This is a genomic window from Leeuwenhoekiella sp. A2, from assembly GCF_047946655.1.
Taxonomy (GTDB): domain Bacteria; phylum Bacteroidota; class Bacteroidia; order Flavobacteriales; family Flavobacteriaceae; genus Leeuwenhoekiella.
The window spans coordinates 2,402,200-2,419,801 of the sequence record NZ_CP172311.1; the positions used below are offsets into that span (position 1 = coordinate 2,402,200).

The 17,602-nt window shown below is 37.1% G+C and carries 14 protein-coding genes; 13 read left to right on the top strand and 1 reads right to left on the bottom strand.

What is annotated here, in order from left to right; translation table 11 throughout:
• The first annotated feature begins 1 nt into the window (after nt 1).
• From ACH3PA_RS10625 to dnaG, 13 genes are all read left to right on the top strand, one after another.
• Nucleotides 2-2,011 (top strand): transglutaminase domain-containing protein, encoded by a 2,010-nt coding sequence (locus ACH3PA_RS10625; protein WP_416444436.1) that lies wholly within the window; start codon nt 2-4, stop codon nt 2,009-2,011.
• Nucleotides 2,012-2,047: 36 nt separating this feature from the next.
• A complete protein-coding gene (locus tag ACH3PA_RS10630; protein WP_416444434.1) occupies nt 2,048-4,042 on the top strand; it encodes a DUF3857 domain-containing protein in 1,995 nt (664 codons plus the stop codon).
• 9 nt (nt 4,043-4,051) lie between these two features.
• Nucleotides 4,052-6,052 carry a DUF3857 domain-containing protein gene (locus tag ACH3PA_RS10635; RefSeq protein ID WP_416444432.1) on the top strand — a complete coding sequence of 667 codons (2,001 nt, stop codon included), beginning with the start codon at nt 4,052-4,054 and terminating at the stop codon, nt 6,050-6,052.
• A 129-nt stretch (nt 6,053-6,181) separates the two neighbouring features.
• Nucleotides 6,182-6,508 carry a nucleotide pyrophosphohydrolase gene (locus ACH3PA_RS10640; protein ID WP_416444430.1) on the top strand — a complete coding sequence of 109 codons (327 nt, stop codon included), beginning with the start codon at nt 6,182-6,184 and terminating at the stop codon, nt 6,506-6,508.
• A gap of 24 nt (nt 6,509-6,532) precedes the next feature.
• Entirely contained in the window at nt 6,533-7,756 is a 1,224-nt protein-coding gene (locus ACH3PA_RS10645; RefSeq protein WP_416444428.1) for a 3-phosphoshikimate 1-carboxyvinyltransferase, read from the top strand.
• A gap of 98 nt (nt 7,757-7,854) precedes the next feature.
• Complete coding sequence (gene queA, locus ACH3PA_RS10650) at nt 7,855-8,904, top strand: tRNA preQ1(34) S-adenosylmethionine ribosyltransferase-isomerase QueA (protein ID WP_416446618.1); 1,050 nt, start codon at nt 7,855-7,857, stop codon at nt 8,902-8,904.
• A 212-nt stretch (nt 8,905-9,116) separates the two neighbouring features.
• Nucleotides 9,117-10,163, top strand: a complete 1,047-nt coding sequence (gene rlmN, locus ACH3PA_RS10655; protein WP_416444426.1) for a 23S rRNA (adenine(2503)-C(2))-methyltransferase RlmN — start codon at nt 9,117-9,119, stop codon at nt 10,161-10,163.
• A 46-nt stretch (nt 10,164-10,209) separates the two neighbouring features.
• Nucleotides 10,210-11,187, top strand: a complete 978-nt coding sequence (locus ACH3PA_RS10660) for a polyprenyl synthetase family protein (RefSeq protein ID WP_416444424.1) — start codon at nt 10,210-10,212, stop codon at nt 11,185-11,187.
• Nucleotides 11,188-11,241: 54 nt separating this feature from the next.
• Nucleotides 11,242-11,838, top strand: a complete 597-nt coding sequence (locus ACH3PA_RS10665) for a hypothetical protein (RefSeq protein ID WP_416444422.1) — start codon at nt 11,242-11,244, stop codon at nt 11,836-11,838.
• Between the two features lie 190 nt (nt 11,839-12,028).
• The gene (locus tag ACH3PA_RS10670) at nt 12,029-12,595 is read left to right on the top strand and encodes an RNA polymerase sigma factor (protein ID WP_416444420.1); all 567 of its coding nucleotides are present in this window, start codon (nt 12,029-12,031) and stop codon (nt 12,593-12,595) included.
• A gap of 41 nt (nt 12,596-12,636) precedes the next feature.
• A complete protein-coding gene (locus ACH3PA_RS10675) occupies nt 12,637-13,401 on the top strand; it encodes a hypothetical protein (protein ID WP_416444418.1) in 765 nt (254 codons plus the stop codon).
• 82 nt (nt 13,402-13,483) lie between these two features.
• Entirely contained in the window at nt 13,484-14,545 is a 1,062-nt protein-coding gene (locus tag ACH3PA_RS10680; protein WP_416444416.1) for a hypothetical protein, read from the top strand.
• Nucleotides 14,546-14,919: 374 nt separating this feature from the next.
• Nucleotides 14,920-16,890 (top strand): DNA primase, encoded by a 1,971-nt coding sequence (dnaG, locus tag ACH3PA_RS10685; RefSeq protein ID WP_416444414.1) that lies wholly within the window; start codon nt 14,920-14,922, stop codon nt 16,888-16,890.
• Here the strand turns inward: dnaG and ACH3PA_RS10690 are convergent.
• On the bottom strand, nt 16,885-17,520 hold the full coding sequence (locus tag ACH3PA_RS10690) for a response regulator (RefSeq protein ID WP_416444412.1): 636 nt from the start codon (nt 17,518-17,520) through the stop codon (nt 16,885-16,887). The genes dnaG and ACH3PA_RS10690 overlap by 6 nt on opposite strands.
• Nucleotides 17,521-17,602: the final 82 nt, after the last annotated feature.

Genomic DNA, 17,602 nt, shown 5'->3' on the forward strand with positions numbered 1-17,602 from the left:
TATGCACAAAAAACTACTCATTATTCTATTCTTTTTTAATTTACTAATAGGCTATAGCCAGGACTTTAGGTATGGCAAAGTTTCTAAAGAAGAATTGGCAGAAACACAACACCCTTTAGATGCAGACGCTAATGCGGCTATCTTATATCATGAAGAGCGCTCAAAGTTTGAATACGATCAGGAATTAGGCTTTTTTCTCTTGTCAGATGTTTATGAGCGTGTGAAAATCTACAATAAAGAAGGTTATGACTGGGCGACCCGTTTTTTAGGTCAATATCAAGGCTCTGGTGGAGCTAAGGAAGAAGTAAGAGGTTTAAAGGGGGTTACATACAATCTGGTAGATGGTAAAATAAAAGAATCAAAACTGCGAAATGATGGTATTTTTGATGAAGAACGCAGCAAGAATGTAGAGGTTAAGAAGTTTACAATGCCAGATGTGCAGGACGGCTCTGTTTTTGAATTTAAATATACACTCAAGACACCCTTTATAGGTAATATAAATGAGTTGAGATTACAGGAGAAAATACCAATTAATAAATCTTCCATACGATTTGCAACGATAGAATATTTAGGCTATAAAATGCATCAAAAAGGATGGTTGCCAATTAAAATTGATGAAGAGATCAATAACAGAAAACTTTCTTTTAGATATACACGAGATTTTCTGGACACAAGAAGTGCAATAGGTAATACTTCTACAGAAGAACTGGATCTAAAAGAAACAATTTATATTATAGAAGTTGAAGACGTTCCTGCATTAAAAGAAGAAGTATACTGTGGTAATGTAGAAAATTATATGTCTGCTTTAAAGTTTGAATTGGCTTACACCAAATATCCCAGACAGTCTGTAGATTATAAAAGTACCACTTGGGAAGCGGTTTCTAAAAGTATTTATGAATCACCCAATTTTGGTGATGAGTTAAAAATCAAGAGCTTTTTTGAAGACGATATAGATGCTTTACTTGCAAATACTTCGAGTATAAATGAGAAGATGATCAAAGTATTTGAGTTTGTAAAAAACAAAATGGCGTGGAACTCATATTTTGGTATGTATACAGATGAAGGCGTAAGAAGCGCTTATAAAAAAGGATCTGGTAACAGTGCAGACATTAATCTTATGCTTGTTGCGATGCTGCGCTATGCTGGTATTGATGCAAACCCGGTAATACTAAGCACAAAAAATCACGGCATACCTATTTTTCCTACTCGTGAAGGCTTTAATTACGTTATCGCTGGCGCGGAAGTAAATGGTATACTTACTCTTATGGATGCCACAAACAAAAGAGGAGAAGTTAACCTTATGGAAGAAGAGCTTCTTAACTGGAATGGTCGTCTTATACGAGAAGACGGTACATCAAAATGGGTAAATCTCTACCCTAGCAAACCGGCCATGCAAAGCACCCTGCTCTCTGTTAATATAGATGATCAGCTAAATGCAATGGGTAAAGCAAATAACAAGTATGAAGGTCATTTTGCTCTGGCTCAAAGAATACGATTTGCTACTGCAGATGAAGATGAGATGAGGCTGAAACTAGAAGAGAACTATACAGGTGTAGAATTACATGATGTTGAGGCAGATAATCTGGAGACATTGTACAAGCCGGTGATGTTAAACTATGATTTTGAGACCGAAAGTCTGGAGCAAATAGGAGGTAAAGTGTATTTCTCTCCCATGTTTTATTTGGCGACGCTGGAGAATCCGTTTACGGCAGAAGAAAGAACATATCCTATTGACTATGTTTACACCAGAAAAAACAAATACATTATAAGCATCGATATTCCAGAAGGATATCAAATAGAGAGTTTGCCAGAGAGTGCGGCGGTAAGCTTATCAGACGATATGGGAAGCTTTGTATACCGTATTTCTCAAGTGGCTTCAAAAATACAGCTGTCTATAGAATTAGCCATCAATACGCCACTTATTGGCCCTGATTATTACCAGGATATTAAGAAATTCTATGATATAGTGATAGCTAAAGAAAATGAAAAGGTGGTTTTGACCAAAGTCTAGTTTTCCTAATTAATTTCTCATTATGAATATACCCTGATGCAGCTAATTGTAGCTATTACCTTCCTATGCTGTTTTCATTCTTTTGCGCAGGATTATGAATTAGAGAAAGGGTCTAAAGAAGAATTAGAATTAGCAACTTATAGGGCAGATTCTTCCGCTTCAGCGGTAATTTTAGACAGGAGCCGAAACACATATTTTGATTACAGCGCTTCGCAGGGATGGGTTGTAATTACAGATATGCATGAGCGCATTAAAATACTTTCTAAAGAAGGTCTTGATTATGCTACTAATAGATTAAAAGCATACAAAAATCATAAAGACAGAATAAAAATTAACGAACTGGAAGGATTCACCTACACACTTGAAAATGGAGAGGTAAAAAAATACCCGCTGCAGGATGAAGGTGTTTTTGAGTATTCAGAATCTGATGATTACGATTTTTATACCTGGACGATGCCTAACGTGAAAGTAGGTGATATAATAGAGTGGAAGTATACTATTTATGCGCCCTTTATATCGAGTTTAGTTCCGCTCAAATTACAGCAGGACATTCCCTTAAAACATTATTACGCTACGATAAGCACACCTCAGTTTTTCTTGTATAAAATAGTTAAAAGGGGGTTATACGATATAGATTTTAAAGAACACATAGGGGAAAGAAGTTTAAAAATCAATGACGCAATTAATCTGGATTTTAAGCACAAAAAGCAATCAGAAAATCTGGGGACTTTATATTTTAAAGAACTAATCTCGCAGTTTGAGGCTAATAATGTACCTGCTCTTACACACGAGAAGTATGTTAATAATATAGATGATTATAAGCTGCAGGTTTTGTATGAACTTGAAAGCAGTACCAGTTTAAAAGGAAAAGAAACTGTCTATTCTAAAACATGGCAGGATGTAACCAAAATGATTTTTGAAGATGAAGAATTTGGGAAGCAACTGCAATCTGTTCGGTATTTAGAGAATGATGCAAAACAACTTATATCTCAGGAGGGAGATACCTTAAATCGCTTAAAAAAAGCCTTTGAATTTGTAAAACATCGTATAACTTGGAATGGTAAGAGAAGTTATTGGGCAAAAAAAGATCTGGAAGAAAGTTATACTTCGCGTACAGGAAATGTAGCAGGTGTAAACCTTAATCTTATTGCCTTTTTAAATGCTTGTGGTTTTGATGCACACCCGGTTTTACTAAGCACCAGACAGCACGGTATAACTAATTTTCCTTCTCTTCGCGCTTATGATTATGTAATAGCTTTAGTAAAACTAAATGGTAAAACGTTCCTGCTTGATGCTACAGAGCCTATGTCTGCATTAAATGTATTGCCTGCCAGAGCTTATAGCGGGCAAGGAAGGATGATAAAGCCTGATGGTACTTCTACAGAAATAAATCTATATAACAATCACTCTGGTCAAAACTATTTATTGCGCGGTGAGCTTACTGCTGATGGTGTTTTAACCGGAAGTATATCACATAAATATACGGGGCTTGAAGCTTTAGAAGCACGTAAATCAATAGAAGGACAATCATTAGAAAACTATACAAACGCAATTGTACCTCAAGAACTACTTGACTATACACATAATTTTAAAATAGAGAATAAAGAAGATTCAGAAGAATTTTTACTAGAAACGTATGATTTTGAGATACCTCAGGCTGTAAGTGTGGTGGGCGATAAAATGTACATGGCACCTTTACTTTTTCTTAAATTAGGTGAAAACCCGTATAACCGTGAGACGCGTTCATATCCTGTAGATCAGGAAACTTTTGTGCATGCTATATCAGTTAACTTAAAACTACCAGAAGGTTATACGGTAGAAACAGCTCCTGAAGCAGTTAAGATGGCTTTGCCTAATGGTTTGGGAACCTATTTCTTTACCACAACATCTTCTGGAAATTTACTTAATGTTATGGTGAGATTTACCTTAAATAAGCCTCAGTTTCCTGCCGAAGATTATGCCGTTATAAAAGATTTTTACAATCAACGGCTGATTAAAGAAAATGAGAAAGTTGTTCTGGTTAAAACTTAAAAAAGCAGTATGAAACTAATATTACTAATAGCAGTAATTCTTTTTTACAATTGGGGACAAGCTCAAAATTATAATTATGGTAAAGTCTCAAAAGAAGAATTAAGATTAGCAACCTATCCTGATGATTCTACAGCTTCTGCAGTAATTCTTCATCGCGGTAGAGAAACCTATTTTGAATATGATTCTTCAGATGGGTGGATCATTGTTAGTGAAGTACAGGAACGTATTAAAATTTTGAACAAAGAAGGGCTAGACTACGCTACTCAAAAGATTAGTTTTTATAACGACGGTAGTGCTGAAGAAGAAGTGCGCAAAATAGAGGCTCTTACTTTTAACCTTGAAGATGAAAGGATTGTTAAAACAGACCTCGATGAAGAGGGTATTTTTGAAGAAGAGAATAATGAGCACTGGACAACCATTTCACTAGCTTTGCCTAACGTTAAAGTAGGCTCTGTAATAGAATATAAGTACAAGTTAATTTCACCCTTTTTTAAAATAGATGATCTCATTTTTCAGGAGAAGATACCTGTAGACAACGTGACTTTTAAAGTTCGAATTCCGCCTTTTTTTACATTTAACCGATTAAGAAAAGGTTATTTTGAAATTGAGCCTAAAGACCATTTGAAAAAGCGCTCTATGTCTGTAAGCTGGGCGCAGGAGGGTGCTTATGGTGGTTCTACAATGCGCACAAATAGTGGGGTGATGAACTTTTCAGAATTAATAAGTGACTTTGAGATGCAGCATATTCCTGCTTTGCATGAAGAGCCCTATGTGAACAATATTGAAAACTATCAGTTTAAAATTGTTTATGAACTCCAGTCTGTTAAGAACGCCAGCGGTAAAGAAAAGAAATATGCCAGTACCTGGGAAGATGTTGCGAAATCTATTTTTGAGTCAGAAAATTTTGGTGAGCAGCTTGTAAAACCACGCTTTTTAAAAAATGATTATGACCGCATTAATAATCAATCAGTAAAACTCACAGAACGGCTGCAAATTGCCTTTGATTTTATCAAAGAGCATATGACCTGGAATGGCGATAAGCGTAAATATGTAGAAGAGGATCTGTCTAAGGCCTATGACAAAGGCTCAGGGAATTCTGCTGAAATTAATTTAATGTTGACAGCTTTACTTAGAGAAGTTGGGCTAGATGCAAATCCGGTTTTAATAAGTACAAGAGATAACGGTTTCCCAATGTTTCCCACACGTGAGGGATATAATTATGTAATCGCTTCGGTACGGTTAAATGGGGAATTGATTTTGCTTGACGCTACAGAAAAATTTAGCGTTCCTAATCTTTTACCCGCCAGGGTTTATAACTGGAAGGGGAGATTAATTAATAAAAACGGAGCATCTGAAGAAGTAGAGCTGTATTCTGATGTTCCGGCACATAAAAACACACTTATTAGTGCAGAAATCGACCAAAATGGGGCAATTATCGGGAAAAGTAGTACCCGTTTTATGGCTTTAGACGCGTTAAATTACAGAAGAGAAAATGCTAATAAAGAACCTGAAACTCTCGCAACCCAAAAGGCAGATGAGAATAATCTCGCAGAAGTTTATGACCTCTCAATTGAGAATATAGATGAATTAGATTCTCCTGTGATCGAAACGTATAATTTTGAAATAGGGCATGGAGCAGATATTATAGGTGACAAACTATATTTTACTCCATTATTGTACACGGCCCTTAACGCAAGTCCTTTCACATTAGAAGAGCGTCAATATCCTGTTGACTTTGTGCATCCGTTTAGTTTGAGCAAGATTGTCAATCTAAAATACCCAGACAATTATAAGGTTGAATCTATCCCTGAGCCGCTAAACGTAGCTTTGCCAAATGGTCTGGGTACTTTTTTATATAACATAACAAATCAAAATGGCTACGTGAATGTTATTGCTCGGTTTGTAATCAACAAAGTCCTTATAGAACCTGCAGATTATGCTTCATTAAAAGAGTTTTACAACCAAAGGGTTAAAAAAGAGCAGGAAAAAATAGTTCTTACAAAGGTTTAAGCAGAGTGATATTCTTTTGGCAAAAAGCAATTGGGTTAAAATTTCTTCAGTATTCTTAAGTTTAAAAGAATTTTACCGTCAATTAGTAGAAAAAGAAAATGAAAAAGTAGTTTTGGTAAAAATCACACCATGAGAATAAATGATGCCCAGCTGGCTGTAGATAACTGGATAAAAGAGCACGGCGTTCGCTACTTTAACGAACTTACTAATATGGCGCAACTTACAGAAGAAGTGGGGGAAGTAGCCCGTATTATCGCCAGACGTTATGGTGAGCAAAGCGAAAAAGAAAGCGATAAAAACAAAGATTTAGGTGAAGAACTGGCAGATGTCATGTTTGTTGTGCTTTGTCTTGCAAACCAGACCGGAATTGATCTGCAGGAAGCTTTCGATAAAAAACTTGATTTAAAGACAAAGCGGGACCACGATAGACATCACGGTAACGAAAAATTAAAGTAATTTCGCACCGTATTCCTACCAGACATGAAGCTCAAAGTATTTAAAGAAAACCCCCAGATTGATGGTAATATCACCGTTACAGGGTCAAAAAGTGAATCAAACCGCCTGCTTATTCTTCAGGCGTTGTTTGGTAATATTAAAATAAAGAACTTATCAAATAGTGATGACAGCCAGGTTATGCAAAAAGCATTGGCTTCTCATGATAAGATTGTAGATGTGCATCACGCCGGGACCGCCATGCGTTTCTTAACTGCATACTTTGCTGCTTATGAGGGTAGAGAAACAATTCTTACAGGAAGCTCACGTATGCAGGAGCGACCTATAGGTATTCTGGTAGACGCATTACGCAGATTAGGGGCAGATATTAGCTATCAAAACAAAGAAGGTTATGCGCCATTGCTTATAAAAGGAAAACGCCTTGAAAAAAGCGAGGTGAAACTGGAGGCGCATGTAAGCAGCCAGTACATTTCTGCACTTATGATGGTGGGCGCTAAACTTCCTAATGGTTTAAAAATAGAACTGCTGGGCAAAACCACTTCTGTGCCGTATATAGAGATGACGCGTGCTTTGCTTACGCAAATAGGTGTAAAAAGCAGCTTTCAGGGAGATGTTATTGAGATATTTCATCAGGATACTGTAGATAAGCAAACGCTGGTCGTCGAGTCAGACTGGAGTAGTGCTTCTTATTATTATAGTCTGGTGGCGCTTTCGCGAAAAGCGAAAATTACCTTATCCAGCTACAAAGAAAATAGTCTTCAGGGTGATGCCAGCCTGGCGCACTTTTATGAAAAGTTGGGGGTAAAAACCACCTTTAGTGACCATAAAATCACCTTAGAAAAGGTAGAAAACGCCCCATTACAGGCCGTTAGTTTTGATCTTTCTAACAGTCCGGATATTGCTCAAACAATCGCTGTAACTTGTTATGGGCTGGGTGTAGGTTGTAATCTTACCGGTTTACATACTTTAAAAATAAAAGAAACAGACAGGCTTTTAGCTCTGCATACAGAACTTTCTAAATTGGGAGCACAATTGGGTGTAACAAAAGATTCATTGCACCTTGAGCCGGCAAAAGTCTACAATCCAGATATAACGATAAAAACGTATCAGGATCATCGTATGGCAATGGCCTTTGCGCCTCTTGCGCTTAAGATGCCTATACTTTTTGAAGATGCTGAGGTTGTAAATAAATCATACCCTGATTTCTGGAATGATTTTACTTCTTTAGGCTTTGAGATCACCACAGTTTAGAGGCTTTATAAATTAAACCGTTATTTACTTGACAAGGCCTACCTTGAGATTGTATATTTGCACTCTTTTTTAAATACATAAAACTGAATTCCATGGGAATGAAACTTTCACATTTTAATTTTGACTTGCCGAAAGAATTATTGGCCGAGTACCCTGCTGAAAACAGGGATGAAGCCAGATTGATGGTTCTTAATCGCAAGACTCAAACCATTGAGCACAAACATTTTAAAGATCTTATAGATTATTTTGAGCCCAATGATGTGATGGTGCTTAATAATACTAAGGTTTTTCCTGCACGTTTATACGGTAACAAAGAAAAAACAGGTGCGCGTATTGAAGTGTTCCTTCTTCGCGAACTTAACTCTGAAACCAGACTTTGGGACGTTCTTGTAGACCCTGCACGTAAAATAAGAATAGGTAACAAGCTTTACTTTGGCGATGATGAGAGTCTGGTAGCTGAGGTTATAGATAATACAACATCAAGAGGTAGAACATTGCGTTTTCTATATGATGGTTCTTATGAAGAGTTTAGAAATAAGCTCACAGAACTTGGTGAGACACCATTACCTAAATACATTAAGCGTGAAGTAGAACCAGATGATGCAGAGCGTTATCAAACTATTTATGCTAAAGAAGAAGGCGCTGTAGCGGCTCCTACTGCCGGTTTACACTTCTCTAAGCACTTATTAAAGCGTTTAGAAATTAAAGGTGTAGATTTTGCCGAAGTTACTCTTCACGTAGGTTTAGGAACTTTTAGCCCTGTTGAGGTAGAAGATCTGTCTAAGCACAAAATGGATAGCGAAGAGGCTTATATTAAAAAAGATGCAACTGCAGTTATCAATAAAGCGATAGGTGAAAGACGCAGAATTTGTGCAGTTGGTACAACTGTAATGCGTGTTTTAGAAAGTGCGGTAAGCTCTAATCATACTTTAAATGAATTTGGCGGGTGGACTAATAAGTTCATATTCCCTCCATATGACTTTAGTATTGCAAACTGTATGGTAACAAACTTCCACACACCTAAATCAACATTGTTGATGATGGTTTCTGCATTTGCAGGTCATGATTTCATGAAGAGAGCATATGACGAAGCTGTAAAAGAAGGTTATAAATTCTACACGTACGGTGACGCGATGCTTATTCTTTAATAGCATTTCAAATAATATTAAAATCCCCGGTTAGTACTAATTGGGGATTTTTTATTTCTATTCACATTTCAGTACATTTTTGATATTTCGTTTACACGAAAAAAAAATCTGTCAGGAATAACTAAAAATCGGACTAAAATCATCAAAAATCGGTCTCAGCACTCAATAATTAGAATAATAAACCGCTGAGAATAAATTGGTAACTTTGCCGCGTGGTACAGACAAAAAAAGACATACGTTCACTTACAAGAGAACAGCTAAGAGAATACTTTACAAGTAAAGGAGAAAAAGCCTTTAGAGGTAATCAGGTATACGAGTGGTTATGGAATAAAGGAGCGCACAGCTTTGATGATATGACCAATCTCTCAAAAGAAACACGCGCTTTTCTTGATGAGCATTTTGTGATCAATCATATAAAAGTAGATCACATGCAGCGCAGCAATGACGGTACAATTAAAAATGCCGTAAAGCTGCACGATAATCTTATTGTAGAATCTGTACTTATCCCTACAAAATCCCGTACGACAGCCTGTGTTTCTTCGCAAGTGGGTTGCAGCTTAAATTGTAAATTCTGCGCTACAGCACGACTTAAACGCATGCGTAACTTAAATCCTGATGAGATTTTTGATCAGGTGGTTGCAATAGACAGACAAAGCCGTTTATACCATGACCGCCCGTTGTCTAATATTGTTTTTATGGGCATGGGAGAGCCCCTGATGAACTACAAAAATGTTGTGGCGGCAATAGATAAGATCACTTCTGCAGATGGTGGGCTGGGTATGTCTCCTAAGCGTATAACCGTTTCAACTTCAGGGGTGCCTAAGATCATTAAAAAAATGGCAGATGACGAGGTAAAATTTAACCTTGCTGTTTCTTTGCACTCAGCCCTTGATGAGGTGCGTACAGAGATCATGCCTTTTAATGAGCAAATGCCTTTAAAAGATCTAAAAGAAGCTCTTATTTACTGGTATGCAAAAACCGGTAAAAAGATCACCTATGAATATGTGATTTGGGACGGTATAAATGACCGTTATCAGGATATTGAGGCTTTAATAGATTTCTGTCTCGCGGTGCCAAGTAAGGTGAATCTTATAGAATACAACCCTATAGATGATGGTATGTTTCAGCAGGCAGACGCTTCTGCAATAGACAGGTATGTTTCCAGACTTGAAGAAAAAGGAATAACTGCCACCGTGCGCCGCTCTCGTGGTAAAGATATAGATGCCGCTTGTGGCCAGCTTGCAAACAAAGGCGCATAATACATCATTTAACATTTCCGCTATTTAGGCTATATTTACGGCCTGTATGAAAGTAGTAGAACAGATTAAGCAGCCCATAGCGCATGAGATGGAACTTTTTGAACAAAAGTTCTCCCTTGCTATGAAGTCTAAAGTGCCGCTGCTTAACCGCATCACACATTATATTGTAAACAGAAAAGGGAAGCAAATGCGACCCATGTTTGTGTTTCTCGTTGCTAAAATGCTGGGCGGCGAAGTGATCAATGATCGCACGTATCGGGGCGCATCTGTGATAGAGCTTATTCACACCGCCACTTTGGTGCACGATGATGTGGTTGATGAGAGCTATAGACGCAGAGGTTTCTTTTCACTAAATGCACTTTGGAAGAACAAAATCGCAGTTCTGGTGGGTGATTTTCTACTTTCTAAGGGGCTTTTACTTTCCATCGATAATGAAGATTTTGATCTGCTTGCCATAATTTCTGTCGCTGTACGCGAAATGAGTGAAGGCGAACTGCTGCAAATAGAAAAAGCACGCCGCCTCGATATTACAGAAGAAATCTACTTTGAGATCATACGCCAGAAAACTGCAACACTTATTGCTGCTTGTTGTGCTATGGGCGCCGCCGCTATACATAGCGGTAAAGGAGATATAAAGCACATGCGCAAGTTTGGTGAACTCATAGGCCTTGCCTTTCAGATAAAAGATGATCTTTTTGATTACGGTCAGGAGAAAATAGGTAAACCCACAGGCATCGATATTAAGGAGCAAAAAATGACGCTTCCGCTCATTTATGCGATTAATAATAGCACTCCTAAAGAGAAATCCTGGCTTATCAATTCTGTGAAGAATCACAATAAAGATAAAAAGCGTGTCAATGAGGTTATCGCTTTTGTAAAAGATAAGGGCGGTCTTGATTATGCAGTTACCAAGATGAAAGAACTTCAGCAGGAAGCACTTCTTATGCTCGCTAAATATCCACCTTCAGTTTATCGCGACTCGCTTGAGCTTATGGTCAATTATGTCATAGACCGTAAGAAATAAGAATCACTGGGATAGCTTTTCGCTTTAAGCGAAATAAAATATAATTGTACTCCTTTGAGAAAAGTAATTTTAATAATTGCAGTTTTAATCTTTTATTCTTGTGAGAAGGAGAAAGCACTTCCTGAAATATCAGATGAATTCAAACTTGAATTTTTAAATGAAATCCTGTCTGATACAACCGATCTGAAAATTTTAATGTCCAGAAAACAACTAATTTCAAATTTTGGTAGCGGCTATATGATGCCGCCTATTTTACCAAGAGATCCTAAAAATTCAGAAAAAACTATTAGCCTAACTAAATTTATAGCTGATACGCTGCACATAATGGATACTACTTTTGTCAACCAACAAAGGATTAATAACGCAAAATTGGATTTGGATAGACTAGCTGATTTTGGATTTAGAATATTTGATCTAAAAGGACTGGTTCAAAAGGGAGTTCCCGATAATTTAATTTTGAAAATGGTAGATAGCTTAAATGCAGAAACAGCAAACTATAGTGTTGTCAAATTCAGCATTCCGATCTTCAACAAAGAAAAAAATCTGGCTTATATAATGCTAGCTCAAGGCAGCGAAGGCAAAACTCTTATTCTAGAACGAGTTGATAGTAAATGGAGAAGAAAATATGAATTGAATAACTGGGTGGAGTAAGGCAAGAAAATTCCTGATTCCGTCTTTTATAATTAGAGGCACGCTTTACCTATTTCTCTTTTCGCTGCAAAAGGAGAATCATAAGCCCAAAATATTTTTAGTACTTTCAAAAAAAATTACCACCTCAGGCAACCTTTTTTAAAAATGGTGCGTCTATATAATTGAAAGCGTTTTTTAAAAACCATCTCGCGTGAAAGTTATCTCTATCATTCATAATGAAAAACAGCTCATACGTAAAGCTATTCGTGAGGATAGAGAAGCGCAACGTAAATTATATGAGAAGCATGCCGGGAGAATGCTCAGCGTTTGCAGGCAATATATTGCAGACTTGCAACAAGCAGAAGAGGCTATGTGCAACGGATTTTTAAAAGTGTTTAAGCACTTAGAAAGTTACAAGCATGAAGGCAGTTTTGAAGGTTGGGTGCGCAAGATCATGGTAAGAGAGTCAATTTCTTATTTACGGCAGCAGAACAAGATCAAGTTCAGCGATTACGAAGTTGAGAAAACAGGAGCCGTTTACAATAATGTAGACAGCACACTTGAAGTTGAGCACATACAACAGCTGATTGATAGTTTGCCAGAAGGCTACCGGGCGGTTTTTGTAATGTTTGCGGTAGAAGGATATAAACACACTGAGATCGCAGAAATTTTAAATATCTCAGAAAATACTTCAAAATCTCAACTGTTTAAAGCGCGGAAAATGCTTCAGCAAAAAATCAAGGTTTTTGATGTGCGAGCAAAAGAGGTGAATGAATAAGTTAAAAATATTGAGGTTAAAAGAATCTAACAGCTATTACTATGGCACCGATGAAGTTTGAAGAAAATATAAAAGAGAAGTTAGATGGGCGCACTATAAAACCCAGTGCTAAAAGCTGGGATGCTATAGAAAGTGGTTTAAAAACCGCTAAAAAAGAGCAAAAATCGGTTAATTATGGCCGAATATTAGCTGCGGCTTGCTTTATTGGGATTATTGGCGCAGGCGTTTTATTTCTTTTAAAAGAAGATAATGCGATTGACACGCCAGTGCTTGTAGAAACTCCGATTGAGGCAGAATCTATAGAAAACGATAAGACAGAATTAGTTGAAGAAAGTAAATCAAAAGAACAAGTTGTAGAAGTAAAAAAAGAAGAAATAAATAAACCTGTAGATTCCAGACAATTACCGGTTACTCCGGAAAAAATCGCTTTTAAAGAGCAAAAACCGGTTAAAACTGAGCAAAAATCAGAAATAGCAGAGAATAGTAATTCGCCCAAAGAAGAAGTGATTAATGAAGTACAACCGGCGATCAATACTAAGGTTAATGAACTTCTACAAAAGTATAATGCCTTAGAAGAGCAGAATACCGCCGTGACAGATGCAGAAATAGACGCTTTGTTAAAACAGGCCGAAGAAGAAATTTATAAAGAACGTATTTATGACGAACAAACCCGCAAGGTCGATGCAAACGCACTCCTTATGGATGTAGAGCAGGAACTCGACCGCTCATTTAGAGATAAAGTCTTTGAAGCGCTAAAAGACGGATTCTATAAAGCACGCGAGGCCGTTGCAGATCGTAATAATTAGTAGAATCAATTGTAAAAAGGAGATTCATTCATCAATCAATCATTTCCAGATCTTCTCGATCAGGAAGCAAAAAACAATCATTATGAAGAACATTATTATTCTCGCCATTATGGCGACCATGTCACTCATTGGCCAAAATTTAAATGCGCAGGAAGTTCCTGTAAAGGAAAAAATAGAACAGCTTGAAGCGAAAAAACAAGAAATACGTGACAGCGAGCGTGAGCAGTTAAAAAGCGAAGTAGAAGCTATAAACAAAAGGCTGGATGAAGGAGAGATAGGTTTCGCAGAGGCGAGAGATCTTAAAAAAGAAGCCGCAGAAAGACACGCTAGAAATATAGAAGATCAATTAACTATTCTTGACAAGCAAATTGATCTGTACAAGCGCAATGCAGATCTGGACGAAAATAAAAATAGCAGTTTTACGCTACGCATCTTTGGGAAAGATCACTTTTTTGAATTTAAAGACAACGATGGTAACGAGGTCAAAATAAAAAGGGTGTACGACCGCCGTACATATTCTACGCTTGTGATGGGGGTAGGTTTTAATAACGCGATCATTAAAGGGCAATCGCTTGATGATTCTCCATACAAAATAGGAGGAAGCCGCTTTTTTGAATTAGGCTGGGCCTGGAAAACTCGTGTTTTCGACAATTCAAACTGGTTGCGTTTTAAATATGGTTTTTCGTTTCAGTTTAATGGGTTAAAAATAGATGACAATCAATATCTGGTAGAGCAGGGTGATCAAACGGTGCTGGAGACATTTCCGTATAATCTTGATAAGGCTAAGTTGAGAATGGATAATCTGGTTTTTCCTGTTCACTTTGAGTTTGGGCCTTCTAAAAAAATAGAACATGACGATTATTTTAGGTATTCTACGCAGGACAAGTTTAAAATTGGGCTTGGTGGTTATGCAGGTTTAAACCTGTTGACCATTCAAAAACTGAAATACGAGGAAAACGGAAATAATCAAAAAGACAAGCTAAAACGCAATTACAACACTAATAATCTTATTTATGGTCTTAGTGGTTATGTGGCCTGGGGCGAGATTGCACTTTATGCGAAATACGATCTTAATACTATTTTTAAAGATAATCCTACAGAGCAGCATAATGTCTCTCTAGGTGTGAGATTTGATGTAGATTAGCCCCCTGGCCCCCAAAGGGGGAATTATACAAACCTGCAAGGTTTAGAAACCTTGTAGGTTTTTTATGGGTATTAGTAAGACTGTTGCATGAAGATCTCCTCCGGTTTAAAAGCTAAAATTAGTGACATATACTCCATGTCAAATATTTATGAAATTAATTCTTTTAATAGGATAGTTGTAGAATAGTGATTGAACTTCAATATATAGAACCTGCAAGGTTTTAAAAACCTTGTAGGTTTTTTTAAATACTAACTTCTCTAATCCCTGATTTACTTATAGGTCTCTTCTATTTCAAATTTTCTATTTAATGTCACGCGTTAATGTTATTTTTGCAGAAACTACTACATTTCAAAATTCCTTAAATAGCAGATTTTTTGATCTCAAAAACCACTATAGATAATGTATTTGACGCCGCTCGTGTTGAGGAGGTGATAGGTGATTTTGTTCAGCTTAAAAAGTCAGGAAGTAACTTTAAAGGTTTGAGTCCGTTTAGTGATGAGCGCACACCTAGTTTTATGGTGTCTCCTGTAAAACAGATCTGGAAGGATTTCTCAAGTGGAAAAGGAGGTAATGCTGTTGCTTTTTTAATGGAGCATGAGCATTTTACGTATCCTGAAGCCATAAAATATCTTGCTAGAAAGTACAATATTGAGATAGAAGAAACAGAGCAAACAGATGAGCAGAAAGAATTAGCAGATGCACGCGAGAGTTTATATGTGGTGAGCGAGTTTGCAAAAGATTATTTTCATAAAACTCTTTTAAACACAGAAGCCGGCAAGGCAATTGGCCTGAGCTACTTTAAAGAAAGAGGTTTTACGAGCGAAACTATAGAAAAATTCCAACTTGGTTATTCCCCAGATACGTGGGATGCTTTTACGAGCGAAGCGATACGAAAAGGATACAAATTAGAATTTCTTGAAAAAACCGGACTTACAATTGTAAAAGAAGAAAAGCAGTTTGATCGTTTTAAAGGTCGAGTTATGTTCCCGATTCAGTCACTATCTGGGCGGATTTTAGGCTTCGGTGGGCGTATTTTAACAAGCGACAAGAAAGCAGCAAAATATCTCAATAGTCCGGAAAGTGATATTTACCATAAAAGCAAAGTACTGTACGGTATTTACCATGCAAAACAATCAATCGCAAAAGAAGATAACTGTTTCCTGGTAGAAGGTTATACAGATGTAATACAAATGCATCAATTAGGTGTAGAGAACGTTGTAGCATCTTCCGGAACGGCTCTAACGCCAGACCAGATACGTTTAATCAACCGGCTTACGCCAAATATCACTGTTTTATTTGATGGGGATGCAGCGGGACAGCGAGCATCATTACGAGGTATTGACCTCATTCTGGAAGAAGGGATGAACGTAAAGGTTTGTTCTTTTCCTCAAGGGGAAGATCCTGATAGCTTTTCGCGAAAGCATACACTGCCCGAAGTTAAAGAATACCTTGAAGAGAATGCTAAAGATTTTATACAGTACAAAGCCTCGTTGCTTGTAGAAGAAGCAAAAGGTGATCCTGTAAAAAAAGCCGGTCTTATTAGAGATATGGTAGAGAGTATCTCAAAAATCCCAGATGTGATCAAGCGTGAGGTGTATGTACAGGAGTGCGCCCGCATTATGGATATAAAGGAGGCTGTACTATTTGATACGTTAGCACAAATACGCAACAAGGATAAAAAAGGCGTACCACCAAAATCTGAAAAAGCTAAGCCGGCCATGAAAGTGGTTGAGAAAGCCCCGGCAGAGAAATTTCAGAGACAGTTTGAGCTAGAGCAGAATATCATAAAATTGCTTACGCTTTATGCTAAAGACCCCATCATTTTTGATGACATAGCCATTGAAACTGATAAGGATGGGAAGTTAGTAGAGCAGGATGTAAAGAGAGAATTGCTTATTTATGAAAAGATATATCTCGATCTACAGGAAGATGAAGTAGAATTTGCAAATCCTGAATTTCAGAAAATATATTACATATTGATAGATCTTTTAAACCGCGGTGAGGGCGATATACGCGTAGATCAATGGAAAGGGGAGGGAATGCTTAAAGAAACCGAGCAAATATCTTCTATTATTCTAGAGGTTGAAAAGCATACGCTTCACAGGTGGGATACGCAGGAGATCTATGTAAAAAGTCTTAAAGACAATGCAGATATAGAGACCATACAAACGCTTTTAAATCTGCGGCATTATTTAATACAGGGCAAAATGCATGAGTTAATGCAGTCTATTAAAGAGAATCAAGCAGGTTCTGCTAGAGAAGTTCTTGAAGAAATAAGAGATTATAAGGAATTAGAAGTTCTTATTGCTAAAAAGAGAAATCTGGTAATTATGCCTTATTTATAGGTCAGATGTCTGTAAAAGTCTCGCTTGCTGTATCAATTCTGCAAGGCTGCTTGCATCAAGTTTCTTAAGCAGTCTGGTTTTATAAGTACTCACCGTTTTCTCGTTTATCTTCAAAGTTTCAGCAATGTCTTTATTTCGTTTACCTGAAGAAAGTAAATTGAGAACCTCGATCTCTCTGCTCGACAGTTTTTTGTACTTGTAAGCTAGATTTGACGTAGACGTATGCGTATTAGAGAGCATTTGCGTTAGGTCATTATTGATGTAAATACCGCCTTTACAAACCTGCTCTATAGCTTTTACGATGACCTCAATATCTGATGATTTGCCTACGTAACCCATAGCTCCTGATTTTATAGCGCTAAGCGCGTACATTTCTTCAGGATGGGTGCTGAATATTAAAATTTTAATACCGGGAAATTCACGTCTTATTTTTTTAATTGCAGATAAGCCTAATAAATTAGGAAGATCAATCTCTAGAATTAAAAGATCTGGCACCTCGCTTGCTAATTGTTCAATAAGATTTTCACCGTCAACAATTAAGTTAACAATGGTATAGTCTTCCCTGTTAAGAATGTGCTGAAGCCCTTCTTTTATAATAGGATGATGATCTGCAATTGCAAGGTTGGTCATTGGTTAGTGTTACTACTTTCGTGTAAATATATTTGGTTTATTGAGAATCGACCAAATTTTTAAGATATGTTTGGTTAGTTTA